This window comes from Streptomyces sp. SID11385 (assembly GCF_010548245.1).
Classification (GTDB): Bacteria; Actinomycetota; Actinomycetes; order Streptomycetales; family Streptomycetaceae; genus Streptomyces.
This window is the reverse complement of the sequence record NZ_JAAGLR010001020.1, coordinates 22,754-39,716: the sequence shown is the minus strand read 5'-3', so window position 1 is coordinate 39,716 and position 16,963 is coordinate 22,754. Positions and strand designations below refer to the sequence as shown.

Annotated in this window: 11 protein-coding genes; 1 reads left to right on the top strand and 10 read right to left on the bottom strand. The window is 67.9% G+C overall.

The window, feature by feature from the left end:
* Window positions 1–117: 117 nt before the first annotated feature.
* The 8 genes from G3I42_RS31275 to G3I42_RS31240 all read right to left on the bottom strand — a co-directional run bounded on the left by G3I42_RS31275 (window position 118) and on the right by G3I42_RS31240 (window position 7,798).
* Complete coding sequence (locus tag G3I42_RS31275) at window positions 118–582, bottom strand: hypothetical protein (protein ID WP_164291060.1); 465 nt, start codon at window positions 580–582, stop codon at window positions 118–120.
* Between the two features lie 95 nt (window positions 583–677).
* The gene (locus G3I42_RS31270; protein WP_164291059.1) at window positions 678–1,157 is read right to left on the bottom strand and encodes a hypothetical protein; all 480 of its coding nucleotides are present in this window, start codon (window positions 1,155–1,157) and stop codon (window positions 678–680) included.
* A gap of 284 nt (window positions 1,158–1,441) precedes the next feature.
* Window positions 1,442–2,635 carry an elongation factor Tu gene (tuf, locus tag G3I42_RS31265; RefSeq protein ID WP_164291058.1) on the bottom strand — a complete coding sequence of 398 codons (1,194 nt, stop codon included), beginning with the start codon at window positions 2,633–2,635 and terminating at the stop codon, window positions 1,442–1,444.
* Window positions 2,636–2,793: 158 nt separating this feature from the next.
* Window positions 2,794–4,914 (bottom strand): elongation factor G, encoded by a 2,121-nt coding sequence (fusA, locus tag G3I42_RS31260; protein ID WP_164291057.1) that lies wholly within the window; start codon window positions 4,912–4,914, stop codon window positions 2,794–2,796.
* A 39-nt stretch (window positions 4,915–4,953) separates the two neighbouring features.
* On the bottom strand, window positions 4,954–5,424 hold the full coding sequence (rpsG, locus tag G3I42_RS31255; protein WP_008746138.1) for a 30S ribosomal protein S7: 471 nt from the start codon (window positions 5,422–5,424) through the stop codon (window positions 4,954–4,956).
* 2 nt (window positions 5,425–5,426) lie between these two features.
* Window positions 5,427–5,798: a 30S ribosomal protein S12 gene (gene rpsL / locus G3I42_RS31250; RefSeq protein ID WP_007823146.1), complete on the bottom strand. Its 372-nt coding sequence runs from the start codon at window positions 5,796–5,798 to the stop codon at window positions 5,427–5,429.
* Window positions 5,799–6,053: 255 nt separating this feature from the next.
* Window positions 6,054–7,058 (bottom strand): hypothetical protein, encoded by a 1,005-nt coding sequence (locus G3I42_RS31245; RefSeq protein WP_343244713.1) that lies wholly within the window; start codon window positions 7,056–7,058, stop codon window positions 6,054–6,056.
* A 68-nt stretch (window positions 7,059–7,126) separates the two neighbouring features.
* Window positions 7,127–7,798: a hypothetical protein gene (locus tag G3I42_RS31240; RefSeq protein WP_164291056.1), complete on the bottom strand. Its 672-nt coding sequence runs from the start codon at window positions 7,796–7,798 to the stop codon at window positions 7,127–7,129.
* 357 nt (window positions 7,799–8,155) lie between these two features.
* On the opposite strand from G3I42_RS31240, the gene G3I42_RS31235 reads away from it, so the two are divergent.
* Window positions 8,156–9,130, top strand: a complete 975-nt coding sequence (locus G3I42_RS31235; protein WP_343244712.1) for a cell wall protein — start codon at window positions 8,156–8,158, stop codon at window positions 9,128–9,130.
* A gap of 116 nt (window positions 9,131–9,246) precedes the next feature.
* Here G3I42_RS31235 and G3I42_RS31230 read toward each other — a convergent pair whose 3' ends face one another.
* Window positions 9,247–13,161, bottom strand: a complete 3,915-nt coding sequence (locus tag G3I42_RS31230) for a DNA-directed RNA polymerase subunit beta' (RefSeq protein ID WP_164291055.1) — start codon at window positions 13,159–13,161, stop codon at window positions 9,247–9,249.
* 135 nt (window positions 13,162–13,296) lie between these two features.
* Window positions 13,297–16,785, bottom strand: coding sequence for a DNA-directed RNA polymerase subunit beta (gene rpoB, locus G3I42_RS31225; RefSeq protein ID WP_164291054.1), 3,489 nt, complete (start codon window positions 16,783–16,785; stop codon window positions 13,297–13,299).
* Window positions 16,786–16,963: the final 178 nt, after the last annotated feature.

The following is a 16,963-nucleotide window of genomic DNA, read 5'->3' as shown; positions in this document are numbered from 1 at the left end:
CCCCGTACCCGGGCACGGCTCGGTGCCCCGCCCCCCGTACCCGGACACGGCTCGGCGGCATGCCCGACGGGGTCGCTTTCGCTACCCGTGGGGCACACCGCCGAGGGAGACCGGGAGTCAGTGGCTCCCGTGCAGGTGCATCCGCCGCCGGCCGTGGTGGCCGGAGGTCTGGAGGGGTTGCGGTGCCGGTTGACCGGAGTCCTCGGCGTTCGCCGTGCCCGCGGAGGCGCCGGTGCCTCCGCTGCGGTGCTCGGCGTCGAGCTGACGCCGCAGCCGGTCTCGTTCACCGACCGCCTCGCCGCCCTCCTTGCGCTGCACCGAGTGCCGGTGGTGGAGCCCCAGCCCCTCACGCATCAGCCACATCCCCAGTGCGAAGACCAGCGCGAGGCCGAGTCCGCCCGCGAAAGCCCCCAGGGTACTGATGGTGAACGGATCGCTCCCGAAGAGGGACACCGTGTACTCGGGCCCTCCCGACGTGTTGAACGCGATCAGCAGGGCGGTGAACGCCGCTGCCGCCGCTGCCAGCAGAAGGCCGATGACCATCATGGGCAGCACCTCTTCACTGCGCGTCTCGCCGCGCATCGTCGCCCGCCCGGGCCCTTTGCCGCCCGGACACTTCAGGGCCTCCTTCCACGTTCCTCCCCTTCGCGCAAGCCCGCATCCCGGGGACGCTCCCGCTACGAAGAGGCCCGGTCCTCCGCGCCGTCCTGCGCGAGCAGACGCCGGTCCCTCGCGTCCACGACCTCCCGCACGGTCCGCCGCCACTCCCGCTTCCCCGGCGGGCGCAGGAAGAGGCCGAGCGGCACCCACAGGCCCAGCCCGGCGAGCCCCGTCCACAGCACCGGCCCCGGCGGCTCGCTCACGCCGATCCCCACGTAGACCAGCGCGCAGACGAGGGCGATCGCGGCGAGCAGCCAGCGGCCCCCCGGGCTGTTCTCGTCGAGGTCCTTGCCGTGCTCCAGCAGGTGTTCCAGCTGCCCGCGCAGCCCTCTGACCCGCTCCCGTATCCCCGCTCCGAGCCACCACAGGACCGCGATCAGGAAGAGGTACCCGGCGATCGTGAGCGGCCAGTCCTTGGCCCCGTCACCGGTGAGTCCCCAGACCTCGAAGCGCCCGCGCGCCAGTTGCTCCGTCGCCGTCGTCCACATGACCGTCATGTGTCCACCCCCGTTCCCGCCCGTGCGGGTGCCCCGCCGGGCCCCGCGCACACGTTCCCGCCCGCCCACACGAAAGCCCGCACGCACCAGAGCCCGCCCACACGAAAGCCCGCACGCACCAGAGCGCGCCCATGCGGAAGCCCGCACGCACCAGAGCCCGCACGCACGAAAGGGCCCGTACGACCGAAGTCGTACGGGCCCTCTCAGGTCCGAGTCGCCTGCGCCCCCGAAGGGACGCGCGCCCTCAGATCACCGCCCGGGACGGAACCGTCCCGGGCATCAACTCACTTGTTGATCTTGGTGACCTGACCGGCGCCGACGGTCCGGCCACCCTCACGGATGGCGAACTTGAGGCCCTCTTCCATGGCGACGGGCTGGATGAGCTCGACGCTCATCTCGGTGTTGTCGCCCGGCATGACCATCTCGGTGCCCTCGGGGAGGGTCACGACGCCGGTCACGTCCGTGGTGCGGAAGTAGAACTGCGGACGGTAGTTGTTGAAGAAGGGGGTGTGACGGCCACCCTCGTCCTTCGACAGGATGTACGCCTGCGCCTCGAAGGAGGTGTGCGGCGTGACCGAGCCCGGCTTGATGATGACCTGGCCGCGCTCGACGTCCTCGCGCTTGATGCCGCGGAGGAGCAGACCGACGTTCTCGCCCGCCTGGCCCTCGTCGAGCAGCTTGCGGAACATCTCGATGCCGGTGACCGTGGTGGTCGCCTTCTCCTGCTTGATGCCGATGATGTCGACGGTCTCGTTGACCTTCAGGACACCACGCTCGATACGGCCGGTGACGACCGTACCGCGACCGGTGATCGTGAAGACGTCCTCGATCGGCATGAGGAACGGCTTGTCGATGTCACGCTCGGGCTCGGGGATGGACTCGTCCACGGCCTTCATGAGGTCGAGAACGGACTTGCCCCACTCGGCGTCGCCCTCAAGGGCCTTGAGCGCCGAGACCTTGACGACCGGAAGGTCGTCGCCCGGGAACTCGTACTCGGAGAGCAGCTCGCGGACCTCGAGCTCGACGAGCTCAAGGATCTCCTCGTCGTCCACCATGTCGGCCTTGTTCAGGGCGACAACGATGTAGGGGACGCCGACCTGGCGGGCCAGGAGGACGTGCTCCTTCGTCTGCGGCATCGGACCGTCGGTCGCGGCGACCACGAGGATCGCGCCGTCCATCTGGGCGGCACCGGTGATCATGTTCTTGATGTAGTCCGCGTGACCGGGGCAGTCGACGTGCGCGTAGTGGCGCGTCTCGGTCTGGTACTCGACGTGCGCGATGGAGATGGTGATACCGCGCTGGCGCTCCTCAGGAGCCTTGTCGATCTGGTCGAAGGCCGAGGCCTCGTTCAGGTCCGGGTACGCGTCGTGCAGCACCTTGGTAATGGCGGCCGTGAGGGTCGTCTTACCGTGGTCGATGTGACCGATGGTGCCGATGTTGACGTGCGGCTTAGTCCGCTCGAACTTCGCCTTCGCCACTGGGTTCCTCCTGTGGAGTGGTTCTGTACGCCTTGCTTCATCGGCGCCAGGGATGATCTTTGCTGGGGTGCCGGGTCCCCCGGGGGCGTCCCCACTGGTGAGCGGGGGCGCCCCGTACGGGGGTCCGGTGTCAAGCCTACGGCGTGAACTCGGGTGAGTTACTCGCCCTTGGCCTTCGCGATGATCTCCTCGGCGACGTTCCGCGGAACCTCGGCGTAGGAGTCGAACTGCATCGAGTAGCTTGCGCGACCCGAGGTCTTGCTGCGGAGGTCGCCGACGTAGCCGAACATCTCCGACAGCGGCACCAGGCCCGTGACGAGCTTGGCGGCCGAGCGGTCCTCCATGGACTGGATCTGACCGCGACGGGAGTTGATGTCGCCGATGACGTCACCCATGTAGTCCTCGGGCGTCGTCACCTCGACCTTCATCATCGGTTCGAGCAGGGCCGGGCTGGCCTTGCGGGCAGCCTCCTTGAAGGCCATCGAACCGGCGATCTTGAACGCCATCTCCGAGGAGTCGACGTCGTGGTAGGCACCGTCGAGCAGGATGACCCGGACACCCGTGAGCGGGTAGCCGGCGAGCACGCCGAACTCCATGGCCTCCTGCGCGCCCGCGTCCACCGAGGGGATGTACTCCCGGGGGATGCGGCCACCGGTGACCTTGTTGACGAACTCGTACCCGTCGCCCTCCAGCGGCTCCAGCGCGATCTGCACCTTCGCGAACTGGCCGGAACCACCGGTCTGCTTCTTGTGCGTGTAGTCGAGGCGCTCGACGGCCTTGCGCAGGGTCTCGCGGTACGCGACCTGCGGCTTGCCGACGTTGGCCTCCACGCGGAACTCGCGCCGCATGCGGTCGACGAGCACGTCCAGGTGGAGCTCGCCCATACCGGCGATGATCGTCTGGCCGGTCTCCTCGTCGGTCTTGACGCGGAAGGACGGGTCCTCCTCGGCCAGGCGCTGGATCGCGATGCCCAGCTTCTCCTGGTCGCCCTTGGACTTCGGCTCGATGGCGACCTCGATGACCGGGGCCGGGAAGTCCATCGACTCCAGGATCACCGGGTTCGCCGGGTCGCAGAGGGTCTCACCGGTGGTGGTCTGCTTGAGACCCATGACGGCGACGATGTCACCGGCACCCACCGACTCGATCTCCTCACGCTTGTTGGCGTGCATCCGGTAGATCTTGCCGATGCGCTCCTTCTTGCCCTTCACCGAGTTCTGAACCGAAGAACCCGACTCCAGACGCCCGGAGTACACGCGGACGAAGGTCAGCTTCCCGAGGTGCGGGTCGCTGGCGATCTTGAACGCGAGCGCGGCGAGCGGCTCGTCCTCGGAGGGACGACGCTTCACGATCTCCTCGGGGTTGTTCACCGCCTGGCCCTCGATCGCCTCGATGTCGAGGGGCGAGGGGAGGTAGCGGACAACGGCGTCGAGCAGGGGCTGCACGCCCTTGTTCTTGAACGCGGTGCCGCAGAACACCGGGGTGACCGTGGTGTCGCTGCTCTTGCCCGAAGCGATGGTGATACGGCGGACCGCCGCGTAGAGCTGGTCCTCGGTGGGCTCGGTGCCCTCCAGGAACAGCTCCATCATCTCTTCGTCGTTCTCGGCGACGCCCTCGACGAGCTTGGCGCGCCACTCATCGGCGGTCTCGACCATGTCGGCCGGGATGTCGATGACGTCGTACGCCTCGCCGAGCGCCGTCTCGGCGGACCAGACGAGCGCCTTCATGCGGACGAGGTCGACGACACCCTGGAAGCCGGCCTCGGCCCCGATGGGGAGCTGCATGACGAGCGGGGTCGCACCGAGGCGGTCGATGATCATCTCGACGCAGCGGTGGAAGTCGGCGCCGGTGCGGTCGAGCTTGTTGACGAAGCAGATACGCGGCACGCCGTAGCGGTCCGCCTGTCGCCACACGGTCTCGGACTGCGGCTCCACGCCGGCGACACCGTCGAACACCGTGACGGCACCGTCGAGGACGCGCAGCGAGCGCTCCACCTCGACGGTGAAGTCGACGTGGCCCGGGGTGTCGATGATGTTGATGGTGTGGTCGACGTCGTTCAGCGGCCAGTGACAGGTGGTGGCGGCAGAGGTGATCGTGATGCCACGCTCCTGCTCCTGCTCCATCCAGTCCATGGTCGCGGCGCCGTCGTGCACTTCACCGATCTTGTACGAAACACCGGTGTAGTACAGGATCCGCTCGGTCGTCGTCGTCTTGCCCGCGTCGATGTGGGCCATGATCCCGATGTTGCGGACCCGGCCCAGGTCAAGCGAAGTGGTAGCCATAAGGCTTCAGTCTTCTCTCGGTCTCGATGGGGTCTGCGACTACCAGCGGTAGTGCGCGAAGGCCTTGTTGGACTCGGCCATCTTGTGCGTGTCCTCGCGCTTCTTCACAGCGGCACCGAGGCCGTTGGACGCGTCGAGAAGCTCGTTGGTGAGGCGCTCGGTCATGGTCTTCTCGCGACGGGCGCGGGAGTACCCGACGAGCCAGCGCAGGGCGAGCGTGTTCGCGCGGCCCGGCTTGACCTCGATCGGCACCTGGTAGGTCGCACCACCGACGCGGCGGGACTTGACCTCCAGGGTCGGCTTGATGTTCTCCAGCGCGCGCTTGAGCGTCACGACCGGGTCGGCGTTGGTCTTCTCGCGAAGACCCTCCATGGCGCCGTACACGATCCGCTCGGCGGTGGAGCGCTTGCCGTTGAGCAGCACCTTGTTGATGAGGGAGGTCACCAGGGGGGAGCCGTAAACCGGGTCGATGATGACCGGGCGCTTCGGGGCGGGGCCCTTACGAGGCATTCTTACTTCTCCTTCTTGGCGCCGTAGCGGCTGCGGGCCTGCTTGCGGTTCTTGACACCCTGGGTGTCGAGCGAGCCTCGGATGATCTTGTAGCGAACACCCGGCAGGTCCTTCACACGGCCACCACGCACGAGCACGATGGAGTGCTCCTGCAGGTTGTGTCCCTCACCCGGGATGTAGGCCGTGACCTCGATGCCGGAGGTCAGACGCACACGCGCGACCTTCCGCAGGGCCGAGTTCGGCTTCTTCGGGGTGGTCGTGAACACGCGCGTGCAGACGCCGCGGCGCTGGGGCGAACCGTCCAGTGCGGGCGTCTTGTTCTTCTCGACCTTGTCCTGCCTGCCCTTGCGGACAAGCTGCTGGATCGTAGGCACTACTACTCCGGTTTCTGTGTGCCGAATGGTAAAGCTAACCTGGAACACCCCCGACCCACGCGGTCGGGTGTGTCGGAACCGGGACTCCGTCGCGAGGCGTGACGCATCGCGCGGAAGGAGCGGATCAGGCGGCCGTTGTGTGGGTCCTTGGTGCGGTGTGTAGGCACGCACAGGGACCCGGGCACACCCCAGGCACGAGGTCAGAGCGTACCTACCGTATGGACCTGGGTCAAAACAAATGCGTGGGAGCCGCTCTCAGCGGTTGACGGACTGGATCTCCCGCACCTGTACGTCCTGCGGCTGCCCGTACGTCCCGTCGGGAAGGTCCCCGCCGGCCCCGCCCGTCCCCGTCCAGGCCGTGTCCCATGTCACAGCGGTCTGGAGGCGGTACGTGGCGTCGCCGGACGACCTCAGGTACGTGACCCCGCACGGGGGCGTACGGTCCGCCTTGCCCGCCGCGAACGGCTCCCCGATCGCGCCGCCCTCGCCCACCGGGCACGTGCCGCTCCCGGGCAGCGTGCGGGCGTCCGCCGTACCGGGCTGGATCGCGAGCCGGACCGGCTTCGCCGTCGTCGTCGCCGACATCGCGAACCCGCCCACCGCGAGGGTCGCCGTCACGGACACGGGTTCGAGCTGCGACCTGTCCAGCCACACCCACGTCGGCAGATTCACCTTGCTCGCCCCGGCGGGCGCGAGCTTCGCCTTCAGACTCGGCACCTTCATCCGCTCGTACGCGAGCCCGGCGAGGATCTCGGGCGAAATGGCGTGCGGGATGTCCGGGGGGTCGGCGTTGTCCGCCCAGAACGGCGGCCGGTCGCACTCCATCATCTCGGCGAGCGAGGCGTCGTCACGGTACTGGGCGGTCCAGTACATGCCCTTGCCCTTGTCGTCCTTGTGATACTCGTCCTTGGCGTAGCCCTCGTTCTGCTCCGAGATCTCGTGCACGATGTCGTTCGCACCGGGGTCGTGGACGGCGGCGTAGTACAAGTTCTGCCGGGACTCCTGAAACGCCTCGGGATCGTACTCAGGCGCATACCAACACCCGGGCGGATCCCAGTCGGCGACGGCGACGGGCCCACTGCCACCGGCGGCTCCGCCGCGCTGGCTAAAGGTGATGCGGACGGTGGAGCTGATCTGGTGGCTGCCCGAGTCGGAGTTGCCCTCCTGATGGGTTGAGGCGTCCGTCCCCAGTCCCGGCTCTCCTTGGCCCGCAGTGGCAGCACCCGCCGTAACGAACACGAGCCCGGTCGCCAATGCCACCGCCCCAGCTCCTGCGACAGGAAATCTCTTCCGCTTGACCAGCATCGCTGCTCCCCGTATCCATCAGTTCACTGGCATTGCTGAGCGCCAACGTCGGCGCGGAGTTCTTTGACCACCCACCGCCCCTTGTCCCCGACCGCACTCATCCCCAGTTCGAAGAGGATGTGATCGTCCGGGCTGGGCGTGGTGAGCATCGGCTTACCAGCCTTCAAGTCTTTCGTGTAGAAATGCGTATCGTCAGCGCAATACGTCGCAACCGCTGAGCTGCCCTTGTGAACGATCTCGACGCTGGGCCGCGTCAGGCGTTCCGTACCGCTCACCGAGTACTTCTTCGCCACGTGATCCCGCACGTTCTTCTCCGTGATCCGCCGCGCGTTCCCGCCCGGGTACGTGTACGACAGGTAGGCAGGGTCGCGTGCGTCCTGCTGCGTGATGGCACGGTAAAAGGCGATCGTGAAGTCACGCGCGTCCCGCAGGACGGCGGCCTCCTCCGCCCCAGACGGCTCGTCCCAATCCGCGACGATCTTCACGTCCTTCGGCAAGCTCAGATCCGGCCCGCCTTCCCTCGTCGCACTCGGCGACGCACTCGGGCTCGGCTTTTCCGACGGCGTCGTCTCCGCCCCCGCGATCTTTCCGCCGTCCGCCTTGTCCGACTCGCCGTCGTCACCCCCGCACCCGGCCACCAGAACAGAAGCCGCCACAAGTGCGGCACAAGCGGTCAAGGTGCGCTGACGCTTCACAGTCGAACTCCAAAAGGCGGGAACACATCCAGACGTACGACGAACTTAGCCACGCCCCGGTCGCCTTCGCCACCACTTCGGGCCCAACTCCACGCATTCCGCACGCGCTTGCCATCCGTCACAAGCCCAACGCCCCACCCCCGCCCCGGACATCCCGCCAATCGGGTGCCCTCTGTCGCCCCCGCGCGGGAAAGCGCACCATGGGAAGCCGGACGAGTCCCCGGGGGGAACGCCATGCCCTACGACCCCGACCCCACCCCGTCCCCGCGCCCCGACGACGACGCGCACGGCCCACACAGCCCCCACCCTTCCCACCGCCCCCAAAACCCCCACCCCACCCGCAAAGAACCCCACCCCGTGAGCTGGCCCCGCGCCCTCACCCACGGCCTCACCAGCGCCTTCGTGCTCGTCCTGGTCCTCACGCTCTTCATGAGCCTGCTCGGCGAAGTCCCCTTCGCCCTCCTCTTCTTCGCCGGCCTCGTGCTGCCCCCGGCCCTCACCGCCCACCACTACGCCCGGCGTCCCCTCCCCCCGCCCCTCCCCCGCGGCACCCGCACCGCCCCCGAAGTCCTCGACTACGCCCGGGCGATCCAGGCGCTCGACTACCAACCCGGCCCCGGCTCCACCGAGGACGACCTCGCCGACTACCAACTCGCCCTGGACGTCTACGACAAGAGCCGCACCGCGGAGAGCGAGGACCTCGACGACGTACTCGCCGAGGGCTGGTCGGCACTGACCCGCCTCCAGGCCCCCAACGCCGAGTGGAACCACGGCGAGGGCGACGCCGTGCTGCGGCTGCCGCGCCCCGAGCCCGGCACCATGGCGGTCCTCGCCCTCACGAGCCCGGCGCTCGGACTCGTCCGGGTGCGGACCAGGGGCGGACGCGGACCCTGGGCACGGCTGTACGAGGCCGGAGGCCCCGTCTGCGCCCGCCTGCCGCTCCCGGCCCGTGAGGAGGACTCCGTACAGCTCGAACTGCGCCTCGAAGGCGCCTGGCGCCTCGCCGTCCTCGGCGCCCACGTCATCCGCCGCCTCACCCCCGACGCGCCGCGCCTGAGCGGCTACGGCGGCGACGTCCTCGCCCTGGAGACGCCGAAGTCGCAGCGCCTCTCCTTCCGGCACACCGGCCACGGCCCGTACCAGCTCCGCCGCCTCACCCCCACGCTGCGCCCGGCCGAGGTCCTCGCCGAGGGCATGGGCGAGGCCCGCCTCACCCTCCCCTCCCCCACCGGCTACCTCCAGATCCAGTCCCGCACCGGCTGGACACTCCGCATCGCGCCCACCGAGCCCCACGAGGCCCCGCCCACCCCGCCGCTGCCACCGGCCCCGTGAGCCGCCGGAAACGCCCCGCCCCGGCCCGCCGAAAAGCCCCCCGACGCGCACGAAAAACGGCCGCCCCGCATCCCCGAAGGGAGCGAGGCGGCCGTTGTCACACCAACCGGCAGGTCCTACTGGTTGTAGGGCCCGTAGTCGTAGTCCTCCAGCGGGACGGCCTGGCCGGAACCCGTACCGAAGGGCGAGTAGTCGATGTCGTCGTAGCCGACGGCCGAGTACATCGCGGCCTTGGCCTCCTCGGTCGGCTCGACCCGGATGTTGCGGTAGCGGGACAGACCCGTACCGGCCGGGATGAGCTTACCGATGATGACGTTCTCCTTGAGGCCGATCAGGGAGTCCGACTTGGCGTTGATCGCCGCGTCGGTGAGGACCCTGGTCGTCTCCTGGAAGGACGCCGCCGACAGCCACGACTCGGTCGCGAGCGAGGCCTTGGTGATACCCATGAGCTGCGGACGGCCGGAGGCGGGGTGACCGCCCTCGGTGACGACCCGCCGGTTCTCCGTCTCGAACTTCGAGCGCTCGACCAGCTCACCGGGCAGCAGCTCGGCATCGCCCGACTCGATGATCGTCACCCGGCGGAGCATCTGCCGGATGATGATCTCGATGTGCTTGTCGTGGATCGACACACCCTGCGAGTTGTAGACCTTCTGGACCTCGCCCACGAGGTGCACCTGCACCGCGCGCTGACCGAGGATGCGGAGCACGTCGTGCGGGTTGGTGGCACCCACGGTGAGCTTCTGGCCCACCTCGACGTGGTCGCCCTCGGCGACCTCCAGACGGGCGCGCTTGGAGATCGGGTAAGGAGTCTCCTCGCTGCCGTCGTCCGGGGTGACGACGATCTTCTTGGTCTTCTCGGTCTCCTCGATGCGGACACGGCCCGCGGCCTCGGAGATCGGGGCGACACCCTTCGGGGTACGCGCCTCGAAGAGCTCGACGACACGCGGCAGACCCTGCGTGATGTCGTCACCGGCCACACCACCGGTGTGGAAGGTACGCATCGTGAGCTGGGTGCCCGGCTCACCGATGGACTGGGCGGCGATGATGCCGACCGCCTCACCGATGTCGACGAGCTTGCCGGTGGCGAGCGAACGCCCGTAGCACATCGCGCAGGTACCGACGGCGGACTCGCAGGTCAGGACCGAACGGGTCTTGACCTCCTCGATGCCGTGGCGGACCAGCTCGTCGATGAGCACGTCACCGAGGTCGGTACCGGCCGGGGCCAGTACGACGTCCCCGACGACGACGTCCTCGGCGAGGCAGCGCGCGTACACGCTGGTCTCGACGTCCTCCGTCTTGCGCAGGACGTTGTCCGCCCCGCGCTCGGCGATCTTGAGGCGCAGACCGCGGTCGGTGCCGCAGTCCTCCTCGCGAATGATGACGTCCTGCGAGACGTCGACGAGTCGACGCGTGAGGTAGCCGGAGTCGGCGGTACGCAGGGCGGTGTCGGCGAGACCCTTACGGGCACCGTGCGTGGAGATGAAGTACTCCAGCACGGACAGGCCCTCGCGGAAGGACGCCTTGATGGGACGGGGAATCGTCTCGTTCTTGGCGTTCGACACCAGACCACGCATACCGGCGATCTGACGGAGCTGCATCATGTTCCCTCGGGCGCCCGAGTTCACCATCATGGCGATCGGGTTCGTCTTCGGGAAGTTCTCGTTCATCGCCTCGGCGACCTCGTTGGTCGCGCGGGTCCAGATCCGGATCAGCTCACCGGTGCGCTCGTCCTTGGTGATGAGACCGCGCTCGTACTGCTTCTGAACCTTCTCGTCCTCGGCCTCGTACTGGGCAACGATGCCCTTCTTCGCCTCGGGGACGACGACGTCCGAGATGGCGACGGTGACACCGGAACGGGTCGCCCAGAAGAAGCCGGACGCCTTGAGGTTGTCCAGCGTCGCGGCGACGATCACCTTGGGGTAGCGCTCGGCGAGGTCGTTGACGATCTCCGAGAGCTGCTTCTTGCCGACCGAGTAGTCGACGAAGGGGTAGTCCTCGGGGAGGAGCTCGTTGAAGAGCGCCCGGCCCAGCGTCGTACGCAGCCGGAAGGAGTCCCCCGGCTGGTACTCGGCGGTACCGAAGTCCTCCTCGCCCTCGGCGGGCTCCGGCGGGGTCCAGCCGCGCGGCGGCATGGTGCCGACCGGGAAGCGGATGTCCACCTTCGCCTGGAGCGAGAGCTCACCGGCGTCGAAGGCCATGATCGCCTCGGCGGTCGAGCCGAAGGACCGGCCCTCACCGATGACCTTGCGCTCCTCCTCGTCCGTGGTGAGGAAGAAGAGGCCGAGCACCATGTCCTGGGTCGGCATGGTGACCGGCCGACCGTCGGCCGGCTTGAGGATATTGTTCGAGGACAGCATCAGGATGCGGGCCTCGGCCTGCGCCTCCGCGGAGAGCGGCAGGTGCACGGCCATCTGGTCACCGTCGAAGTCCGCGTTGAAGGCGGTGCAGACGAGCGGGTGGATCTGGATGGCCTTGCCCTCGACGAGCTGCGGCTCGAAGGCCTGGATGCCCAGGCGGTGCAGGGTCGGGGCACGGTTGAGCAGCACCGGGTGCTCGGCGATGACCTCTTCGAGGACGTCGTACACGACGGTGCGGCCGCGCTCGACCATGCGCTTGGCCGACTTGATGTTCTGCGCGTGGTTCAGGTCCACCAGGCGCTTCATCACGAACGGCTTGAACAGCTCCAGCGCCATCGCCTTCGGCAGACCGCACTGGTGCAGCTTGAGCTGCGGACCGACGACGATCACGGAACGCGCGGAGTAGTCCACGCGCTTGCCGAGGAGGTTCTGGCGGAAGCGGCCCTGCTTGCCCTTGAGCATGTCGGAGAGCGACTTCAGCGGACGGTTGCCGGGGCCCGTGACCGGGCGGCCGCGGCGGCCGTTGTCGAAGAGCGCGTCGACGGCCTCCTGGAGCATGCGCTTCTCGTTGTTCACGATGATCTCGGGCGCGCCGAGGTCGAGAAGCCGCTTCAGGCGGTTGTTGCGGTTGATGACACGGCGGTACAGGTCGTTGAGGTCGGAGGTCGCGAAGCGGCCACCGTCGAGCTGCACCATCGGACGCAGGTCCGGCGGGATGACCGGGACGCAGTCCAGGACCATGCCCTTGGGGCTGTTGGCGGTCTGGAGGAACGGCGAGACGACCTTGAGCCGCTTGAGGGCACGGGTCTTCTTCTGGCCCTTGCCGGTGCGGATGATCTCGCGGAGGCGCTCGGCCTCCTCCTCCAGGTCGAAGGACTCCAGGCGCTTCTGGAGCGCGGCGGCGCCCATCGAGCCGTCGAAGTACGTGCCGAAGCGGTCGCGCAGCTCGCGGTAGAGCAGCTCGTCGCCCTCCAGGTCCTGGACCTTGAGGTTCTTGAAGCGGCTCCACACCTCGTCGAGGCGGTCGATCTCGCGCTGGGCGCGGTCACGGAGCTGCTTCATCTCGCGCTCGGCACCCTCGCGCACCTTGCGGCGCGCGTCGGCCTTGGCGCCCTCGGCCTCCAGCTCGGCGAGGTCGTTCTCCAGCTTCTTGGCACGGTTCTCCAGATCGGAGTCGCGCCGGTTCTCGACCTGCTGGCGCTCGACCTGCACCTGCGCCTCCAGGGAGGGCAGGTCGCGGGTACGGCGCTCCTCGTCCACGTACGTGATCATGTACGCGGCGAAGTAGATGACCTTCTCCAGGTCCTTCGGCGCCAGGTCGAGCAGGTACCCCAGGCGCGAGGGCACGCCCTTGAAGTACCAGATGTGCGTGACCGGAGCGGCGAGCTCGATGTGGCCCATGCGCTCCCGGCGCACCTTGGCGCGAGTGACCTCGACGCCGCAGCGCTCACAGATGATGCCCTTGAAGCGGACACGCTTGTACTTGCCGCAGTAGCACTCCCAGTCCCGGGTGGGGCCGAAGATCTTCTCGCAGAAGAGCCCGTCCTTTTCCGGCTTGAGGGTGCGGTAGTTGATGGTCTCCGGCTTCTTGACCTCGCCGTGCGACCAGGTCCGGATGTCGTCCGCGGTGGCGAGGCCGATCCGCAGCTCGTCGAAGAAGTTGACGTCGAGCACTATGCGTCAATCCCTCTCAGGGTTGTGTCAAAGGTGGTCTGTACGGGGTCCTGCGCCCCGGTCGTACGGGGCTGGGGTCACCACCCGGCCCGCCGGCACCCCTCCCAGGGTGTCCGGCGGGACCGGGTGGGCCCGTCAGACCTCTTCGACGCTGCTCGGCTCGCGCCGGGACAGGTCGATACCGAGCTCTTCCGCGGCACGGAAGACGTCCTCGTCCGTGTCACGCATCTCGATGGACATGCCGTCCGAGGACAGCACCTCCACGTTCAGGCAGAGCGACTGCATTTCCTTGATGAGCACCTTGAAGGACTCGGGAATGCCGGGCTCGGGGATGTTCTCGCCCTTGACGATGGCCTCGTAGACCTTCACGCGGCCGGTCACGTCGTCGGACTTGATCGTCAGCAGCTCCTGGAGGGCGTAGGCGGCGCCGTACGCTTCCAGCGCCCACACCTCCATCTCACCGAAGCGCTGGCCACCGAACTGCGCCTTACCACCCAGCGGCTGCTGCGTGATCATCGAGTACGGGCCGGTGGAGCGCGCGTGGAGCTTGTCGTCCACGAGGTGGTGGAGCTTGAGGATGTACATGTAGCCGAGGGCGATCGGGTCCGGGAACGGCTCGCCGGAGCGGCCGTCGAAGAGCCGTGCCTTGCCGGTGGGCTGCACCATGCGCTCACCGTCCCGGTTGGGGATGGTGTGCTGGAGCAGACCGGTCAGCTCGTCCTCGCGGGCACCGTCGAAGACCGGGGTCGCGACGTTGGTGCCGGGGGCGACCTGGTCGGCGCTGATCGCCTGGAGGCGCTGCGCCCACTGCTCGGGGACCTGCGACACGTCCCAGCCCTGGCTGGCGAGCCAGCCGAGGTGGACCTCCATGACCTGGCCCGGGTTCATGCGCGAGGGCACGCCGAGCGGGTTCAGGATGATGTCGACCGGGGTGCCGTCCTCGAGGAAGGGCATGTCCTCGATCGGGAGGATCTTGGAGATGACGCCCTTGTTGCCGTGACGCCCGGCGAGCTTGTCACCGTCGGTGATCTTGCGCTTCTGGGCGACGTAGACGCGGACCAGCTGGTTCACGCCCGGGGGAAGCTCGTCGCCCTCCTCGCGGTCGAAGACGCGGACGCCGATGACCTTGCCGATCTCGCCGTGCGGGACCTTGAGCGAGGTGTCACGGACCTCACGGGCCTTCTCGCCGAAGATCGCGCGCAGCAGGCGCTCCTCGGGGGTCAGCTCGGTCTCGCCCTTGGGCGTGACCTTGCCGACGAGGATGTCGCCGGCGATGACCTCGGCACCGATACGGATGATGCCGCGCTCGTCGAGGTCGGCGAGGACCTCCTCGGAGACGTTCGGGATGTCCCGGGTGATCTCCTCGGGGCCGAGCTTGGTGTCACGGGCGTCGACCTCGTGCTCCTCGATGTGGATCGAGGAGAGGACGTCGTCCTGCACGAGGCGCTGCGACAGGATGATCGCGTCCTCGTAGTTGTGACCCTCCCACGGCATGAAGGCGACAAGAAGGTTCTTGCCGAGCGCCATCTCGCCGTTCTCGGTCGCGGGACCGTCCGCGAGGACCTGGCCGACGATGACCCGGTCGTTCTCGTTGACGATCACCTTCTGGTTGACCGAGGTGCCCTGGTTGGAGCGCGAGAACTTCGCGAGGCGGTACGTGGTGTACGTGCCGTCGTCGTTCGCGGTCGTGATGTAGTCCGCGGAGACCTCCTGGACCACACCGTCCTTGTCGGCCTTGAGCACGTCACCGGCGTCGGTCGCGGAGCGGTACTCCATGCCGGTGCCGACGATGGGCGCCTCGGACTTGATCAGCGGTACGGCCTGGCGCATCATGTTCGCGCCCATGAGGGCACGGTTGGCGTCGTCGTGCTCCAGGAACGGGATCATCGCGGTCGCGACGGACACCATCTGGCGCGGCGAGACGTCCATGTAGTCGACATCGTCCCCGGGGACGTAGTCGACCTCGCCGCCGCGGCGGCGCACCAGGACGCGGGCCTCCTCGAAGTGGAGGTCGTCGGTGAGCGGCGCGTTCGCCTGGGCGATGACGAAGCGGTCCTCCTCGTCGGCCGTCAGGTAGTCCACGTCGTCGGTGACGACACCCTCGACGACCTTGCGGTACGGGGTCTCGACGAAGCCGAAGGCGTTGACGCGGCCGTAGGAGGCGAGCGAGCCGATCAGGCCGATGTTCGGGCCTTCCGGGGTCTCGATCGGGCACATGCGTCCGTAGTGGGACGGGTGCACGTCGCGGACCTCGAAGCCGGCCCGCTCACGGGAGAGACCACCCGGGCCGAGCGCGGACAGACGACGCTTGTGCGTCAGCCCGGACAGCGGGTTGTTCTGGTCCATGAACTGGGACAGCTGGCTGGTGCCGAAGAACTCCTTGATGGAGGCGACGACCGGCCGGATGTTGATGAGCGTCTGCGGCGTGATCGCCTCGACGTCCTGGGTCGTCATGCGCTCGCGCACGACGCGCTCCATACGGGCGAGACCCGTGCGGACCTGGTTCTGGATCAGCTCGCCCACGTTGCGCAGGCGGCGGTTGCCGAAGTGGTCGATGTCGTCGGTCTCGACGACGATCGTCTTGCCCTCGTCACCGACGGCCGCCTCGGTCTCGCCCGCGTGCAGCTGCACGAGGTACTTGATCGTGGCGAGGATGTCGTCGGTGGTGAGCACGCCGGCGTCCAGCGGCGCTTCCGAACCGAGCTTCTTGTTGACCTTGTAGCGGCCGACCTTCGCGAGGTCGTAGCGCTTCGGGTTGAAGTAGAGGTTCTCCAGCAGGTTCTGGGCGGCCTCACGGGTGGGCGGCTCGCCCGGGCGCAGCTTGCGGTAGATGTCGAGGAGCGCGTCGTCCTGGCCCTGGGTGTGGTCCTTCTCCAGGGTGGCGCGCATCGACTCGTACTGGCCGAACTCCTCAAGGATCTGCTCGGTCGTCCAGCCGAGCGCCTTGAGCAGTACGGTCACCGACTGCTTGCGCTTGCGGTCGATGCGGACACCGACCATGTCGCGCTTGTCGATCTCCATCTCCAGCCAGGCACCCCGGGAGGGGATGATCTTGGCGGAGTAGATGTCCTTGTCGGAGGTCTTGTCGATCGAGGAATCGAAGTAGACGCCCGGCGAGCGGACCAGCTGGGAGACCACGACACGCTCGGTGCCGTTGATGACGAAGGTGCCCTTGTTGGTCATGAGCGGGAAGTCGCCCATGAAGACCGTCTGGGACTTGATCTCGCCGGTCTCGTTGTTGGTGAACTCGGCGGTGACGAAGAGCGGCGCCGCGTACGTGAAGTCGCGGTCCTTGCACTCGTCGATGGAGTTCTTCGGCGGCTCGAAGCGGTGGTCACGGAACGTCAGCGACATCGACCCGGAGAAGTCCTCGATCGGCGAGATCTCCTCGAAGATCTCCTCCAGACCGGACTTGGTGGGGACGGACATGCCGCCCGCGAGGGCCGCCTCGACGCGGGACTTCCAGGCGTCGTTGCCGAGCAGCCAGTCGAAGCTCTCGGTCTGAAGGGCGAGCAGGTTGGGAACCTCAAGGGGCTCCCGGATCTTTGCGAAAGAAATGCGCAGCGGGGCGGTGCTGGCACCGTTGTTCGTTTGTGCGGTCGAGGCAGTGCGCGAGGCGGCCAAGAGGGGGTCCTTCCGAGGGCTCGGACTCACTACGCGCGTACCGGTCCCGGGCTGGACGCACCGAGTGAAAGCCCTGGTCAGGGCCTGTTTCTTCGATCGGTGCTCGGCTCGGGGATGCCCCTGGTGACGGGCAGGAGGCAGCTAACAGGCAGCGCAAAGGGACAGTGTAGCCATATGG